Origin of the sequence: Ruegeria sp. HU-ET01832 (assembly GCF_040371315.1) — a bacterium.
GTDB lineage: Bacteria > Pseudomonadota > Alphaproteobacteria > Rhodobacterales > Rhodobacteraceae > Ruegeria > Ruegeria lacuscaerulensis_A.
Genome location: NZ_BAABWL010000005.1, coordinates 406,501 through 419,518 on the forward strand (window position 1 = coordinate 406,501; position 13,018 = coordinate 419,518).

Below are 13,018 nucleotides of genomic sequence, written 5' to 3' on the forward strand. Positions count from 1 at the left end.
ACAGCGCCGACCCGTCAGGGCGGCGCTGTGTTTACATAGAGCGTGCGCTGCAGGCGCACTCGATTGGATTACGACTGATAGACCGCGCCAACCTCGGCGCGAATGATCCGCGCGATCAGGCGGCAATCCTCCAGTGAAAATGTCAGCGGCACCCGCATATCCATGATACCGGCCAGAACCCGGTCACTGGCGGGCAGAGGCGCGCTGTCCGCATAGCGCCAACTGTCATAGCGCGATGTAAACCCGGTAGGCTCGGCTCCGCCGAACCACTTCAATTCGACCCCGCGCGCGGCGCAGCGGCGGATCACCTCGGCAATACGCTCGGGCGACCAGTCCAGCAGCAGGAACTGAATGGACGAGCCGACATAGGTCTCACCTTCGGGCCGTTCGACAATCGTCAGGCCCGGTGTGTCGCGCAGTCCGGCCTCGATCTCGGCATAGCGTTCGTTCCAGCGCGAAACTTGCCGGTCCAGATCGCGTAGCTGAGGCCGCAGGATCGCCGCCCGCAGGTTATCCATCCGCCCGGAAACGTTGGGAGTGGTATATTTGATCCGCTCGAACACTTCCGGCCCCGGCGCGGCCAGATGACGTTCATAGAGCATATAGGATCCCGACAGCATCGTCGCCTTGGCCGCCAGTTCTTCATCATCGGTGACCAGCAAGCCGCCCTCGCCCGAATTCACATGCTTGTAGGTCTGGCAGGAATAGCATCCGATGGCCCCCTGCCGCCCTGACAATTGCCCGCGCCACGCTGCCCCCATGGTATGGGCGCAATCCTCAATCACGGTCACGCCTGCGGCGTCGCACATCTGCATCAGCCGGTCCATGTCGCACAGATGCCCGCGCATATGGCTGAGCATCAGCACTCGCGCCTGATCCAGCTTGGCTTCAAGATCGTCCAGATCAATCACCAACCCTTCGGTCACGCCCACGAACACCGGACGCGCCCCGACCGAGGCGATTGACCCCGGCACCGGAGCCAGCGTGAAAGCATTGGCCAGCACCGGATCACCCGGCTGCACCCCGACGGCGCGCAGGGCGGTAGCTAGCGCATAGCCGCCCGAGGATACCGCCAGACAGTATTTCGCGCCCATCTGCGCCGCGAATTCTTGCTCCAGTAGCGCGGTCTCGCCCAGTTCTCCGGGCACCACGTTATATCGGTGCAGCCGCCCGTGGCGCAGCACGGCCAGAGCGGCCTCGACCGCCTCTTCGGGGATGGGTTCTTGCTGGGTGAAGCTGCCAGTGAATATCTCGGTCATGGCTCTGTTCTGGTCCTCACGCCCGCTTGGGTCAAGAGACTAAGCCGCCGCACCGATCAACCCCTCGACCACGCGGGGCAGATCATCGAAATGATGCAGCAACGCCTCGGGCTCCAGCGCGGCCATATCGTCACCAGAAGGGCCGAATGTAACCAGAACCGAAGGCACGCCCGCCGCCTTTGCCGTATTCCGGTCGGTATCGGAGTCGCCGATCAGAACACACAGGTCTGGATGGCCGCCTGCCCGCCGCGCTGCCTCACGCAACGGTTCGGGGTCGGGTTTGCGCACCGGCAACGTATCCGCCCCGACCAGAGCGGCGAACTGATCCCGCACTCCCATCTGTGACAGCAACTGATGCGCCAGCGCCTCGGGCTTGTTGGTGCAGATGCCCACGCCGTAACCGGCCGCTTTCAGCGCCTCGACCGCGTCCAACGCGCCGGGATAGAAGGTGGTATGGGTGTCGATGGCCTGCGCATAGGCCTCCAGCAACATCGGGTAATAGTCCGAAATGGTCTGCTCTTCGAATGCTCCAACGCGCTTCAACCCGTGGGTCAACATCATCCGGCCACCCCGCAGCGCGACGCCCGCGTCCTGCCCGTGGATCAGCACGTCGCCATGGCCCATATGACGAAAACAATGGTTCGCGGCCTCTAGCAGATCGCCGGATGTATCCGCCAAAGTTCCATCCAGATCGAAGATTACGGTACGCATAAAGCCTCCTGCCTCGGCGGGTTTTCGCCACGTCGTGTTGCAAACGGCAATCTAGTTTGATGCCCGAACCGCTTGCGCCTTTGCCCCCAGCGGATAAAACGGTCGCCAACAAAACACAAAGAGAAAACGAATTCATGAGCACCGCCCTTGTCATCCTTGCCGCCGGAAAAGGCACCCGGATGAATTCGGATATCCCCAAAGTTCTGCATCCCATCGCGCAAACCCCGATGCTGGTCCATGCCATGCGTGCCGGGGCCGTGCTGTCGCCCGAACGCACCGTGATCGTCACCGGCCATGGGTCCGAGGCCGTCGCCAAAGTCGCCACAGCCGAGGATGAGACCGCGCAGATTGCCGAGCAGGAAGAGCAGTTGGGCACCGCCCATGCCGTCGCCCAGGCCCGCCCCGCGCTGGAGGGGTTCGAGGGCGACGTGGTTGTCCTGTACGGTGACACGCCGTTTCTGCAGCCCGACACGCTGGAACGGATGATCGAGGCACGCGCACAGAATGACCTGGTCATTCTGGGTTTCGAGGCCGCCGATCCCGCTCGCTACGGCCGCCTTGTCATGCAGGGCGATACGCTGGAACGGATCGTTGAATACAAGGATGCGTTAGATGAGGATCGCGCGATAAGCTTCTGTAATTCTGGACTTTTGGCTTGTGACGCGCAAACCTTGTTCTCGTTGATAGAAGCCGTGGGCAATGACAACGCGTCCGAGGAATACTACCTGACCGACGTGGTCGAGATCGCCCGCAGCCGTGATCTGAAAGTCACCGCCGTTGCCTGTGACGAGGCGCAGACGCTAGGCGTGAATTCACGTGCGGATCTGGCGGCCGCCGATGATGTCTTCCAAGCTCGTGCCCGCGCTGAGCTTCTGGATCTGGGCGTCACGCTGATGGCCCCCGAAACCGTTTATCTGGCCGCCGATACGATCATTGGGCGGGACACGGTGATCGAGCCCAACGTGGTCTTTGGCCCCGGTGTCACCGTCGAAAGTGGCGCGACGATCCGAGCGTTTTCGCATCTGGAAGGCTGCCATGTCAGCCGCGGAGCTATCGTCGGCCCCTACGCCCGCCTGCGCCCCGGCACTGAACTGGCCGAGAACACGCGCATCGGGAATTTCGTCGAAATCAAGAATGCCGAGGTCGCCGAAGGGGCTAAGGTCAACCACCTCAGCTATATCGGGGATGCCTCCGTTGGCGCCGCAACAAATATCGGAGCGGGTACGATCACCTGTAACTATGATGGCGTGATGAAGCACAAAACCACGATTGGCGAGAATGTCTTCATCGGATCAAACACCATGCTGGTTGCCCCCGTTACCGTCGGCGACGGCGCCATGACGGCGACCGGCACGGTGGTCACGCGCAACGTGGAACCAGACGCACTGGCCGTGGCGCGCGCCAAGCAGGACAACAAACCCGGTTATGCGCGCAAACTTTTTGAAATGCTCAAGGCGAAGAAGGCTCGCCGCGATAAAGGAGCCTGACCCATGTGTGGTATCGTAGGCGTATTGGGTGAACACGAGGTCGCCCCCATTCTGGTCGAGGCGCTGAAGCGCCTTGAATATCGCGGTTATGACAGCGCCGGGATTGCGACCGTGAACAACGGCGCGTTGGGACGCAGACGGGCAGTGGGCAAGCTGGTGAACCTCAGCGATTTGCTGGTACATGACCCCCTGCCCGGTAAATCGGGTATCGGCCATACCCGCTGGGCCACCCATGGCGTACCCTCGGTCACGAATGCGCACCCGCATCAGGCGGGCCCCGTGGCCGTGGTTCATAACGGAATCGTGGAAAACTACCGCGAATTACGGGCCGAACTGGCAGAACATGGCGTCGATTTCGTCACCGAAACCGACACCGAAACCGTCGCCCTCATGGCCGAGCATTTCCTGAATACGGGCCTGTCGCCGGTTGACGCCGCATTCAAAACCATCGACCGGCTTGAGGGGGCTTTTGCGTTGGCGTTCCTTTTTGACGGTCAGGACGATTTGATCGTGGCGGCGCGCAAGGGCTCTCCGCTGGCCGTCGGTCACGGGGATGGCGAGATGTACGTAGGTTCGGACGCCATCGCATTGGCCCCGCTAACCGACCGTATCACCTATCTTGAAGAGGGTGACCGCGCCGTGCTGACCCGCACCTCGCTGGAGATCCGCAACGAAGCCGGTGAGTTGGTCAATCGTGAGCTCCGCCAGATCAAGATCGACCAATCCCGCGCCGACAAGGGCGGGCACAAGCATTTCATGGCCAAAGAAATCGCCGAACAACCCGTTGTCGTGGCCGAGGCGATCCGATCCTATCTGCGCACCGGCGGGGACGAGATCACCCTGCCCGGCAATTTGGATTTCACCAAGCTGGACCGTCTGACCATGGTCGCCTGCGGCACCGCTTTCTATGCCTGCCTGACCGCGAAATACTGGTTTGAACAACTGGCGCAAATCCCTGTCGAGGTCGATATCGCCAGCGAGTTCCGTTATCGCGAACCGCCCATTCCCGGTCGCACAGCAGCGCTGTTCGTCAGCCAGTCGGGCGAAACCGCCGACACGCTGGCCGCGTTGCGCTATTGCGAGGGCAAGGCCGACAAGATCGTCTCGGTGGTCAATGTTCCCGAAAGCTCCATCGCGCGGGAAAGCGATATTGCTCTGCCGATCCATGCGGGGGTTGAGATCGGCGTCGCCTCGACCAAAGCCTTCACCTGCCAGCTGAGCGTGTTGCTGATGCTGGCGCTGAAAGCGGCCGCTGATCGCGGCACTCTGACTCCCGAGGAACTGGCTGATCACGCCGCCGCCTTGCGCGGCCTACCATCTGTGCTGAACACCGCGCTGGAGCAAAACGATGCCATTCGCGCCGCTGCCCAACGCCTGTCCGAGGCGCGCGACGTTCTGTTTCTGGGCCGCGGCCTAATGTTCCCATTGGCAATGGAAGGCGCGCTGAAACTGAAAGAAATCAGCTATATACACGCCGAAGGTTATGCATCAGGTGAGCTGAAACATGGGCCCATCGCCTTGATCGACAAGCATATGCCCGTGGTGGTGATGGCCCCGCGCGATGCGGTTTTCGACAAGACGGTGTCGAACATGCAGGAGGTCATGGCGCGCAAAGGTAAAGTCATCCTCGTTTCCGACGATGACGGCATCGCCGAGGCCAAGGACGGGGTGCAAAGCACCATTCGAATGCCGCATATCCACCCGAGCCTTGCGCCCATCCTCTATTCGGTTCCGGCGCAACTGCTGGCCTATCACACAGCCGTGGCAAAAGGGACGGATGTGGACCAGCCGCGCAATCTGGCGAAATCCGTCACCGTCGAATGATGCAAGCTACCGCATATCTGGACCAGATCAAAACATTTGCGGACACTGAGCGCGCGCAGCAGGCCGTCGCCTATCACAAGGCGGACCGTCCATATCTGGGCGTGCCCAATCCGGTTCTGAATGATCTGACCAAAAGCTGGCGACAAGAACTGGATGTGTCGGATCGCGTCGCTCTGGCAGATGCGCTTTGGCAGACGAATATTCACGAAGCCCGCATTGCTGCCGCGAAATTGCTCACACAAGCGCGCATCCGACCAGACGACGCAGTTTGGGACTTGCTGCAAAGCTGGTTGCCCGACTTCGACGCATGGGCGATCGCTGATCATGCTTGCATGGCGATGCAAAAACGCCTTTCCGCAGAGCCATCCCGGCTGGATCAGGTCGAGGCATGGACGACCTCCGATCACATGTGGACGCGCCGCGCGGTTTTGGTGGCCACTTTGCCATGGACCAAGCAAAACCACCCCAAAGTCGATGATCTGCACCGCCGCGACCGCATTCTGAAATGGGCCGCTGGCTATGTCCCGGATCGGGAGTGGTTCATGCAAAAGGCAATCGCATGGTGGTTGCGTGATCTGTCGAAACACGACGCACCCAGGGTCGTTGCCTTTCTGGACGCGTACGGAGAAGCAATGAAGCCCTTTGCCCGTCGCGAAGCGGGGAAATACCTCAGGGGTCAGTTGGAATAGACTTCCAACTCGACTAATTCGTCAAACGGCAGCAACAAGGCTCGCATGGCATCCAGAGACAACTGGCTGCCTCCACCTTCCGGTCCCGGCACGGGAACCAGAGTGATATAGGCTTGTGCTCCGGTGCGTGGAACAACCACTCGTCCGGTAAACTCGGTATCGACCAGAGGTGTGCGCAACCACCGGCCCGGCGTTGTCGGATCGCCTAAACTGGCAATGGTCGTTTTCGCCCCAAGCCACCCAGCGGCAGTCGCGGGCAAAGGCTCGTCGTCGGCTGCTGCCTCTTCGACTTGGGTTTCATCTGCCGAAACGGGTTCAGGCTGGGCAGTGGCATCGCCACGCTTCAACAAACGATCGGACGTCGACCGAACCGTCTCGCATCCTGCCAGGAAAACACAGAAAACCAAAAGCGCATATTTCATCCCTGAACCCTATCGTCCTGCGCGCATCTGCACCAGCGCAAAGCGCAGTTCGCCCTTGCCGCAGGCCTTGCGCCGCTTTAGTTAAGAAGCATGACAGCTCCACTTATCGACCCGTTCGCTCGTGCCATCACTTACCTCCGCGTTTCCGTCACGGATCGCTGTGATTTCCGCTGTGTATACTGCATGTCCGAAGACATGAAATTCCTACCCAAAAAAGACTTGCTCACGCTCGAAGAATTGGATCGCATGTGTTCGACCTTCGTGAACATGGGGGTAGAAAAATTGCGCATCACGGGGGGTGAGCCGCTTGTACGCCGCAACATCATGACGTTTTTCAACGCCATGACCCGCCATCTGGATAGCGGAGCGCTGAAGGAGCTGACCCTGACCACCAATGGCTCGCAGCTGCATCGCTTCTCGGAAGACCTCTATGCTGCGGGCGTGCGCCGGGTGAATATCTCGTTGGATACGCTGGACGAAGACAAGTTCGCGCAGATCACTCGCTGGGGACGCCTAAAACAGGTGCTGAACGGCATTGATGCCGCGCAAAAGGCCGGGCTGCGGATCAAGATCAACGCTGTGGCCCTGAAGGGCTTCAACGAGGAAGAACTGCCGACCATTACCAAATGGTGCGCCGAGCGCGATATGGACTTGACATGGATTGAGGTCATGCCGATGGGCGATATCGGCAACGAAGACCGCCTGGATCAGTACTGGTCCCTGAAAGACGTGCGCAAGGAATACGAAAACCACTATACCGTGACTGATCTTGCCGAACGTACCGGCGGACCCGCTCGCTATGTGCGGCTGGAAGAAACGGATCAGAAAATCGGATTCATCACGCCCATGTCGCATAACTTCTGCGAAAGCTGCAATCGCGTGCGTCTGACCTGTACCGGCGAGCTGTTTATGTGCCTTGGACAAGAAGATATGGCGGACCTGCGCGGCGCTTTGCGTGACCATCCGGACACCGAGCAACCACTTGAAGAGGCGATCCGCGCAGCGATCAACCTCAAACCCAAAGGGCACGACTTCGACTACTCCCGCCAGGCGGTGGACGGCAAGATGAGCCGCCACATGAGCCATACCGGCGGCTGACGTGCCTGCCCCTGTTGACCGACCGACACTGCTCTACCACCTGTATTGCAGCCTGACCGCAGTTGCGGCACCGTTTGTCTGGCGGGCAGTTCGCAAAAAGCTGCTTGCTGCTGACGTTCCAACACTTCGTCAGCATGAACGCCTCGGCCATGCCAGCCAGCGACGGTCAAAGGGGCAACTCATTTGGTTCCACGCCGCAAGTGTGGGTGAGACATTGTCGGTCATCAGCCTCATAAAACGCTTGGGCGAACGACTGCCAAGCGCCGAGTTTCTGATCACTTCGGGCACGCCAACTTCGGCTTCGTTGATTGAAAAGCGGATGCCGCCCCGCACGCGTCACCAATACCCCCCGCTTGACGCCGGCGGCCCAGTGAAGCGTTTTCTTAACCATTGGCGCCCCGATGCGGGCATCTTTGTCGAAAGCGAGATCTGGCCACAACTGATAATCGAGGCTGGAAAACGCGAAACCCCACTGGCCCTGCTGAATGCGCGTCTTTCAGACAAATCAGTAGCAGGTTGGAAAAAGCGGCCTAAAACAGCGCGATTCATTCTGAATCACTTCCGCCTTTTCCTGACCCAGAATGATCGGACTGCGCAAAACCTGATCCAGATGGGCGCGCCGGAAACACGCGTGCAACCCGGAACCAACCTCAAAGCGATGTCCGATCCGCTGCCGGTAGATCAAGCAACCCTGGGCGATATGAAAACCCAGATCGCTGACCGCCCCGTCTGGATTGCCAGCTCCACCCATGCCGGCGAAGAAGAGACCGTTCTGGCCGCCCATGCCGAATTGTTGAAACACTGGCCCGATCTGCTTCTGCTGCTGATTCCCCGCCATCCCGAACGCCGCGGCGACGTTGCTGAGCTAATCGACCAGGCCGGACAAAAAGCCGCCTTTCGGTCCGCTAATGACCAGATCACCCCCGAAACTCAGGTCTATGTGGCCGACACGCTGGGCGAAACCGGCACATGGTACGCGCTCTGCCCCATCGTCTTTCTGGGCGGCTCGCTGCGCGAGATCGGAGGCCACAACCCGTTCGAACCCGCACAGGCGGGCGCTGCCGTGATCACAGGCCCTGGCTATTTCAACTTCGCGGAAACCTTCGCCCCCCTGATCGAAACCGGCGGTGCGATACAGGTCCAGTCCGCACCCGACTTGACCGCAGCCGTCACCGAATGGCTGTCCGATCCGACTGCACTGACCACCGCCCGCAAGGCCGCGCAATCTTGCGTCAACACCCAGAAAAATGCGCTGAGCGCTATCGTTGACACTCTCTGCGATCAACTTGAACTGGGCGTGCAGGATCCCTCTTCATCTGGCTAAAAATATCTCGGGGAGCGCGAGGGGCTGGCCCCTCGCTGCCGCAAACGGTCAAGCCGCTGGCATCCTCTGTTCAACGATTTCTGCCCACCAGCTGCATCCGGCTGGGATCGCCTCGTCATTGAAGTTGTATTCCGGGTGGTGCACCGCAGCAGTGTCGCCGTTGCCCACCAAAATATACGCCCCCGGACGCTCTTCGAGCATGAAGGCGAAGTCTTCTCCGCCCATAATCAAGGGTGCGTCATCGCAGTCGCCAGAAACCGACCGTGCGACCTCGGCAGCAAAATCCGTCTGCTCATCACTGTTTACCATCACCGGATATCCCCGGTAATAGGTCACGTCTACAGCCCCGCCAAAGGTCGCAGCGACCCCGTTACAAATCTCGCCAATCCGTTTTTCCGCCAGATCGCGCATGTCAGCACTCATCGTGCGCACTGTACCGCGCAGTTTGACCGTTTGCGGGATCACGTTGAAGGCGGTCGAAGAAGTTTCAAACGAGGTAACCGACACCACCACCTGATCAACCGGATCTGCATTGCGCGCCGCAATCGTCTGCAGCGCCAAGACCGCCTGCGCGGCCATAACAGTCGTGTCCACGGTCTCATGCGGTTTGGCTGCGTGGCCACCCTTGCCTTCAAAAACGATATCGAACTGATCCGTCGCAGCAAAAAACGCGCCCGGGCGAATGGAGAAGCTGCCCACAGGGCGACCGGGCCAGTTGTGCATCCCATAGACCTCTTGAATGCCCCAACGGTCCATCATCCCGTCTTCGCACATCTCGCGACCGCCGCCGCCGCCTTCTTCAGCGGGCTGGAAGATCACCACGACAGTACCATCGAAATTGCGCGTTTCAGACAGGTATTTGGCCGCGCCCAACAGCATCGCCGTATGTCCATCATGACCACAGGCATGCATTGCGCCCTCGGTCTTCGAGGCATAGTCAAGCCCGGTTGCCTCAAGGATCGGCAAAGCGTCCATGTCAGCGCGCAACCCGATGACCTTGCCCTTGGTATCCGCTTTGCCCCTGATCACACCGACAACACCGGTCCGGCCGATCCCGGTCACAACCTCATCGCACCCGAATTCGGCCAGTTTTTTAGCGACCAATGCACTGGTCCGATGAGTTTCGAACAAGATCTCAGGATGCTGGTGGATATCCCGCCGCCATTCGGTGACTTCACTTTGCAATTCGGCGAAGCGGTTTTTGATCGGCATGTGTTTCTCCCGGTTCAGTTATTTTTTGTGCTGGCGGGACGCAAGGCCCCTGACAACAAGACGATCAGCACCGCCAATGGTAGCAGAGCAGTAAACGCCAGACGCAATGTAAGCATCTCTGCCAAAAACCCAATAAGCGGAGGGCCAATGAGCAACCCGCCATAGCCCAGCGTTGCCACACTTGCGATGGCTTGCCCGGGCGGCACGTCAGGGTCGTTGGCCGCCCGACTGAAAGCCAATGGCATGATCACCGCATATCCAATCCCCATCAAGGCGAATCCAGACAGCGCTATTGTAGCCTCGGAGGCGGTCACAACTCCTAGCACCCCTAGTGCCGCGCATATCCCGCCAAATCGAGCTGTAGCGACTGGACCAAAACGTGAAATGACGACCCCTCCGGCCAGACGAAAGGCGACCATCGTCACCGAGAACACGGCGTATCCCAGTGCCGCGACGCTTTCTGAGGCACCTGTCACGTCCCTTAGAAAAATCGCGCTCCAATCCGCCACTGCTCCCTCGCCCAATGCGCCACACAACGCCGTAAAGCCGACCAGAACCAATGCCCCGGATGGCAGCGCAAAGACCTTACCACTTGAGCTTTCGGTACGACGTGACGTCCAACGCACCATGGACAACGCCAAAGCCAACCCCACAACAACACCCCCTGCCAATAGAAAGTGTTGCATAACCGTCAACTCAAGTTGAACCGCTCCGTAGCCACTGAGCGCACCAAGACCTGCGCCCAGACTCCACATCGCGTGAAACGAAGACATCACAGGTTTGTCGTAAGCTTGCTCGACCTCGGCGGCCCAGGCGTTCATGGCGACATCCATCGACCCGTGAAACGCGCCGAAGACAAACAGAAATGCCGCCAGTGACCAGAACCCATTCGCAAAGGCCAACAGGATCAGCGACAGCGTATACAAAACGGCAATCACCCTCGTGATTGCCACCGCACCGAACCTGTCGGTCAGTCGGCCTGTCACGGGAAAGGAACACACCGCCCCCGCAGCCATGAATAACAGGCCAAGCCCCAATGCCTCATGCGTGAGGTCCAGCCGGTCCCGCACGGCAGGAATACGAGAGGCCCAGATGCCAAACAAAGCACCGTTCAAAATGAACATGGCGGCAACGGCCCGCCAAGCGGTTACGATGCCAATCACGCAATCCCCTTTCCGCAGTTCAACCCCGCCAGTACTACAGGCGTGGGACGGATTGGCAATCGGCGACTATTCCAACCGCTTGCGGATCCTTCGCACAGCCACCCAGACTGCCAGAACAACAGGAGCGGTCACTGCAGCTGTCAGCATCCCCTTGCTGATCCCGGCCTTGGTCAATGGGTACAAAAGATAGCTGGCCAGAGACACGGCATAATAACTGATGGCAACAACCGACAAGCCCTCGACCGTGTGTTGTAACCGCAGGGCCAGATCGGCGCGGCGGTCCATGCTTTCCAGCAACGCCTGATTCTGCGCGCTTCGTTCGACATCCACACGGGTTCGCAACAACTCTCCTGCACGAATGGCCCGATCGGACAGAGCTTGCAAACGACGTTCCGTGGACTTCACCGTACGCATTGCGGGATCGTAGCGACGCATCATGAAATCGGCAAAGCTCTGGCGGCCCTCGAACCGTTCCTCGCGCAAAACCTCGATCCGCTGGTTTACAATGGCTTCATATGCTCCAGTCGCACCAAACCGAAACGAACATTGCGCCGAAAGAGTTTCAAGCTGGGTCGAGGTGTGCAGCAGATCGGGCAACAATTCATCCGGATGGGCCGAGTTGTCTGTCATTTGCCGCATCAACCTTGTCAGTTTCCCGTCCAGTTCGCCAATGCGGGGCGTCAATTCCTTGACCCGGGCAAATCCCAACATCGACATTGCCTTGTAGGTCTCGATCTCACACATACGCTGAATGATGCGCCCTATCCTGCGTTGGCCTGTACCTTTCGAGATAAACAACGCGAATCTCATATGCCCGGCTGGGTCGATGCGAAAATCGCTGGCGCAAATGGCGGTATTGTCCAGCATACGAGATACCGCAAGGCTCTCGGGCTCGAACCAATCCGCCAAAGCAGATTTCACCGCACCATCATCCGCACGGTCAATCACACGGATCATCGCCGACGTCACACGCTGACCGGGGCTGGCGGCCAGCCAGTCCTGCGGGAACACTTCAAAATCAGCGGGGTTAAACGGGCGGTCACTGACATTCTGCGTGATCGCAGTATAGGTGACAAATTCCGTGTGCTGCTCCCACTTCAACCAATGACGGCCGATTTGCCCGGCAAAATGCGTAGCAGCGGGCTGCGGGTGCTGTGCACCGTGGCGGTCCAGCAAATTCACAAGATGCGCCATATCCTCTTGGCGATCCCGCCCGACAGCGACTTCCGATTTCTTGATCGCCAGAAACGCGACCGTGCACGGACTGTTCGCCACAGGAAATGGTCGGGCGTGCAGCTCATTGGCCAATGCGTATCGCAGTGGATGGTCGTCAATCGGTGTCATTTAGGGCTCCGTCTCATCCGACGCACTATACGACACAATTTTCCAACATCAATTATCTTTTTATTTCATATACTTACGTGAATGCAATGGTATACACTGGACCTATCTCATTGATTTGGTTGCCACAGCTCGATGGGATTGCCTTCAGGATCGTGGATCCGGGCAAAAAGCCCCACCTCACTGTTCCATTCCGGGTTGGTCTCAACTGCGATTCCCGCGCCCTCCAACTGGGCCGTCATTGCGGCCAGATCATCGACCCTAAAGTTGATCATCCACTGTTGTTCAACCCTGCCAAAATACTCATTATCCTGCGCAAATGGCGCAAAAACAGTAAAGCCTTCACGCTGTTTCCACGGCAGAGGGTTAAGCTGGTTTACACCAAGATGCTTTTCGTACCATGCGGCCAAAGCTTTGGGGTTATCGGCACGAAAAAACACACCGCCAATTCCGTTTACAGTCTCCATAGGGCACCTCCTGCTGTTCAA

Annotated in this window: 12 protein-coding genes; 5 read left to right on the plus strand and 7 right to left on the minus strand. The window is 59.1% G+C overall.

Annotation, left to right across the window (positions count from 1 at the left end; all coding sequences use genetic code 11):
* Positions 1 to 68 precede the first annotated feature (68 nt).
* Entirely contained in the window at positions 69 to 1,259 is a 1,191-nt protein-coding gene (locus ABWV79_RS17080; protein ID WP_353393424.1) for a DegT/DnrJ/EryC1/StrS family aminotransferase, read from the minus strand.
* 39 nt (positions 1,260 to 1,298) lie between these two features.
* Positions 1,299 to 1,970, minus strand: coding sequence for an HAD-IA family hydrolase (locus ABWV79_RS17085; RefSeq protein WP_170352600.1), 672 nt, complete (start codon positions 1,968 to 1,970; stop codon positions 1,299 to 1,301).
* Positions 1,971 to 2,104: 134 nt separating this feature from the next.
* Between ABWV79_RS17085 and glmU the strand changes: the two genes are divergently transcribed.
* The 3 genes from glmU to ABWV79_RS17100 are packed head-to-tail and all read left to right on the plus strand — an operon-like array spanning position 2,105 to position 5,970.
* Positions 2,105 to 3,457 (plus strand): bifunctional UDP-N-acetylglucosamine diphosphorylase/glucosamine-1-phosphate N-acetyltransferase GlmU, encoded by a 1,353-nt coding sequence (gene glmU / locus ABWV79_RS17090; RefSeq protein WP_353393426.1) that lies wholly within the window; start codon positions 2,105 to 2,107, stop codon positions 3,455 to 3,457.
* A 3-nt stretch (positions 3,458 to 3,460) separates the two neighbouring features.
* A complete protein-coding gene (gene glmS / locus ABWV79_RS17095) occupies positions 3,461 to 5,281 on the plus strand; it encodes a glutamine--fructose-6-phosphate transaminase (isomerizing) (RefSeq protein WP_353393428.1) in 1,821 nt (606 codons plus the stop codon).
* Complete coding sequence (locus ABWV79_RS17100) at positions 5,281 to 5,970, plus strand: DNA alkylation repair protein (RefSeq protein ID WP_353393458.1); 690 nt, start codon at positions 5,281 to 5,283, stop codon at positions 5,968 to 5,970. The genes glmS and ABWV79_RS17100 overlap by 1 nt, the downstream gene beginning before the upstream one ends.
* Here the strand turns inward: ABWV79_RS17100 and ABWV79_RS17105 are convergent.
* Positions 5,958 to 6,392, minus strand: coding sequence for a hypothetical protein (locus ABWV79_RS17105; RefSeq protein ID WP_353393430.1), 435 nt, complete (start codon positions 6,390 to 6,392; stop codon positions 5,958 to 5,960). The genes ABWV79_RS17100 and ABWV79_RS17105 overlap by 13 nt on opposite strands.
* 90 nt (positions 6,393 to 6,482) lie before the next feature.
* Here ABWV79_RS17105 and moaA point away from each other — a divergent pair, with 90 nt between their 5' ends.
* Both moaA and ABWV79_RS17115 read left to right on the plus strand, forming a co-directional pair.
* On the plus strand, positions 6,483 to 7,490 hold the full coding sequence (moaA, locus tag ABWV79_RS17110; protein WP_170352597.1) for a GTP 3',8-cyclase MoaA: 1,008 nt from the start codon (positions 6,483 to 6,485) through the stop codon (positions 7,488 to 7,490).
* Position 7,491: 1 nt separating this feature from the next.
* A complete protein-coding gene (locus tag ABWV79_RS17115) occupies positions 7,492 to 8,814 on the plus strand; it encodes a 3-deoxy-D-manno-octulosonic acid transferase (protein ID WP_353393432.1) in 1,323 nt (440 codons plus the stop codon).
* Between the two features lie 48 nt (positions 8,815 to 8,862).
* Here ABWV79_RS17115 and ABWV79_RS17120 read toward each other — a convergent pair whose 3' ends face one another.
* The 4 genes from ABWV79_RS17120 to ABWV79_RS17135 form a co-directional block, all read right to left on the minus strand.
* Positions 8,863 to 10,026 carry a M20 aminoacylase family protein gene (locus ABWV79_RS17120; protein WP_353393434.1) on the minus strand — a complete coding sequence of 388 codons (1,164 nt, stop codon included), beginning with the start codon at positions 10,024 to 10,026 and terminating at the stop codon, positions 8,863 to 8,865.
* Between the two features lie 14 nt (positions 10,027 to 10,040).
* The gene (locus ABWV79_RS17125; protein ID WP_353393436.1) at positions 10,041 to 11,189 is read right to left on the minus strand and encodes an MFS transporter; all 1,149 of its coding nucleotides are present in this window, start codon (positions 11,187 to 11,189) and stop codon (positions 10,041 to 10,043) included.
* 66 nt (positions 11,190 to 11,255) lie between these two features.
* Positions 11,256 to 12,533 (minus strand): DUF3422 family protein, encoded by a 1,278-nt coding sequence (locus tag ABWV79_RS17130; protein ID WP_353393438.1) that lies wholly within the window; start codon positions 12,531 to 12,533, stop codon positions 11,256 to 11,258.
* A gap of 107 nt (positions 12,534 to 12,640) precedes the next feature.
* Positions 12,641 to 13,018, minus strand: a 378-nt coding sequence (locus ABWV79_RS17135; RefSeq protein ID WP_353393440.1) for a VOC family protein, incomplete at its 5' end; no start/stop codon positions are given.

What these genes read in the sequence shown, in the direction of transcription:
- ABWV79_RS17085 (WP_170352600.1), bottom strand. Translation starts at nt 1,970, where the DNA reads ATGCGTACCGTAATCTTCGATCTGGATGGAACTTTGGCGGATACATCC.
- glmS (WP_353393428.1), top strand. Translation starts at nt 3,461, where the DNA reads ATGTGTGGTATCGTAGGCGTATTGGGTGAACACGAGGTCGCCCCCATT.
- moaA (WP_170352597.1), top strand. Translation starts at nt 6,483, where the DNA reads ATGACAGCTCCACTTATCGACCCGTTCGCTCGTGCCATCACTTACCTC.
- glmU (WP_353393426.1), top strand. Translation starts at nt 2,105, where the DNA reads ATGAGCACCGCCCTTGTCATCCTTGCCGCCGGAAAAGGCACCCGGATG.
- ABWV79_RS17130 (WP_353393438.1), bottom strand. Translation starts at nt 12,533, where the DNA reads ATGACACCGATTGACGACCATCCACTGCGATACGCATTGGCCAATGAG.
- ABWV79_RS17080 (WP_353393424.1), bottom strand. Translation starts at nt 1,259, where the DNA reads ATGACCGAGATATTCACTGGCAGCTTCACCCAGCAAGAACCCATCCCC.
- ABWV79_RS17120 (WP_353393434.1), bottom strand. Translation starts at nt 10,026, where the DNA reads ATGCCGATCAAAAACCGCTTCGCCGAATTGCAAAGTGAAGTCACCGAA.
- ABWV79_RS17100 (WP_353393458.1), top strand. Translation starts at nt 5,281, where the DNA reads ATGCAAGCTACCGCATATCTGGACCAGATCAAAACATTTGCGGACACT.
- ABWV79_RS17105 (WP_353393430.1), bottom strand. Translation starts at nt 6,392, where the DNA reads ATGAAATATGCGCTTTTGGTTTTCTGTGTTTTCCTGGCAGGATGCGAG.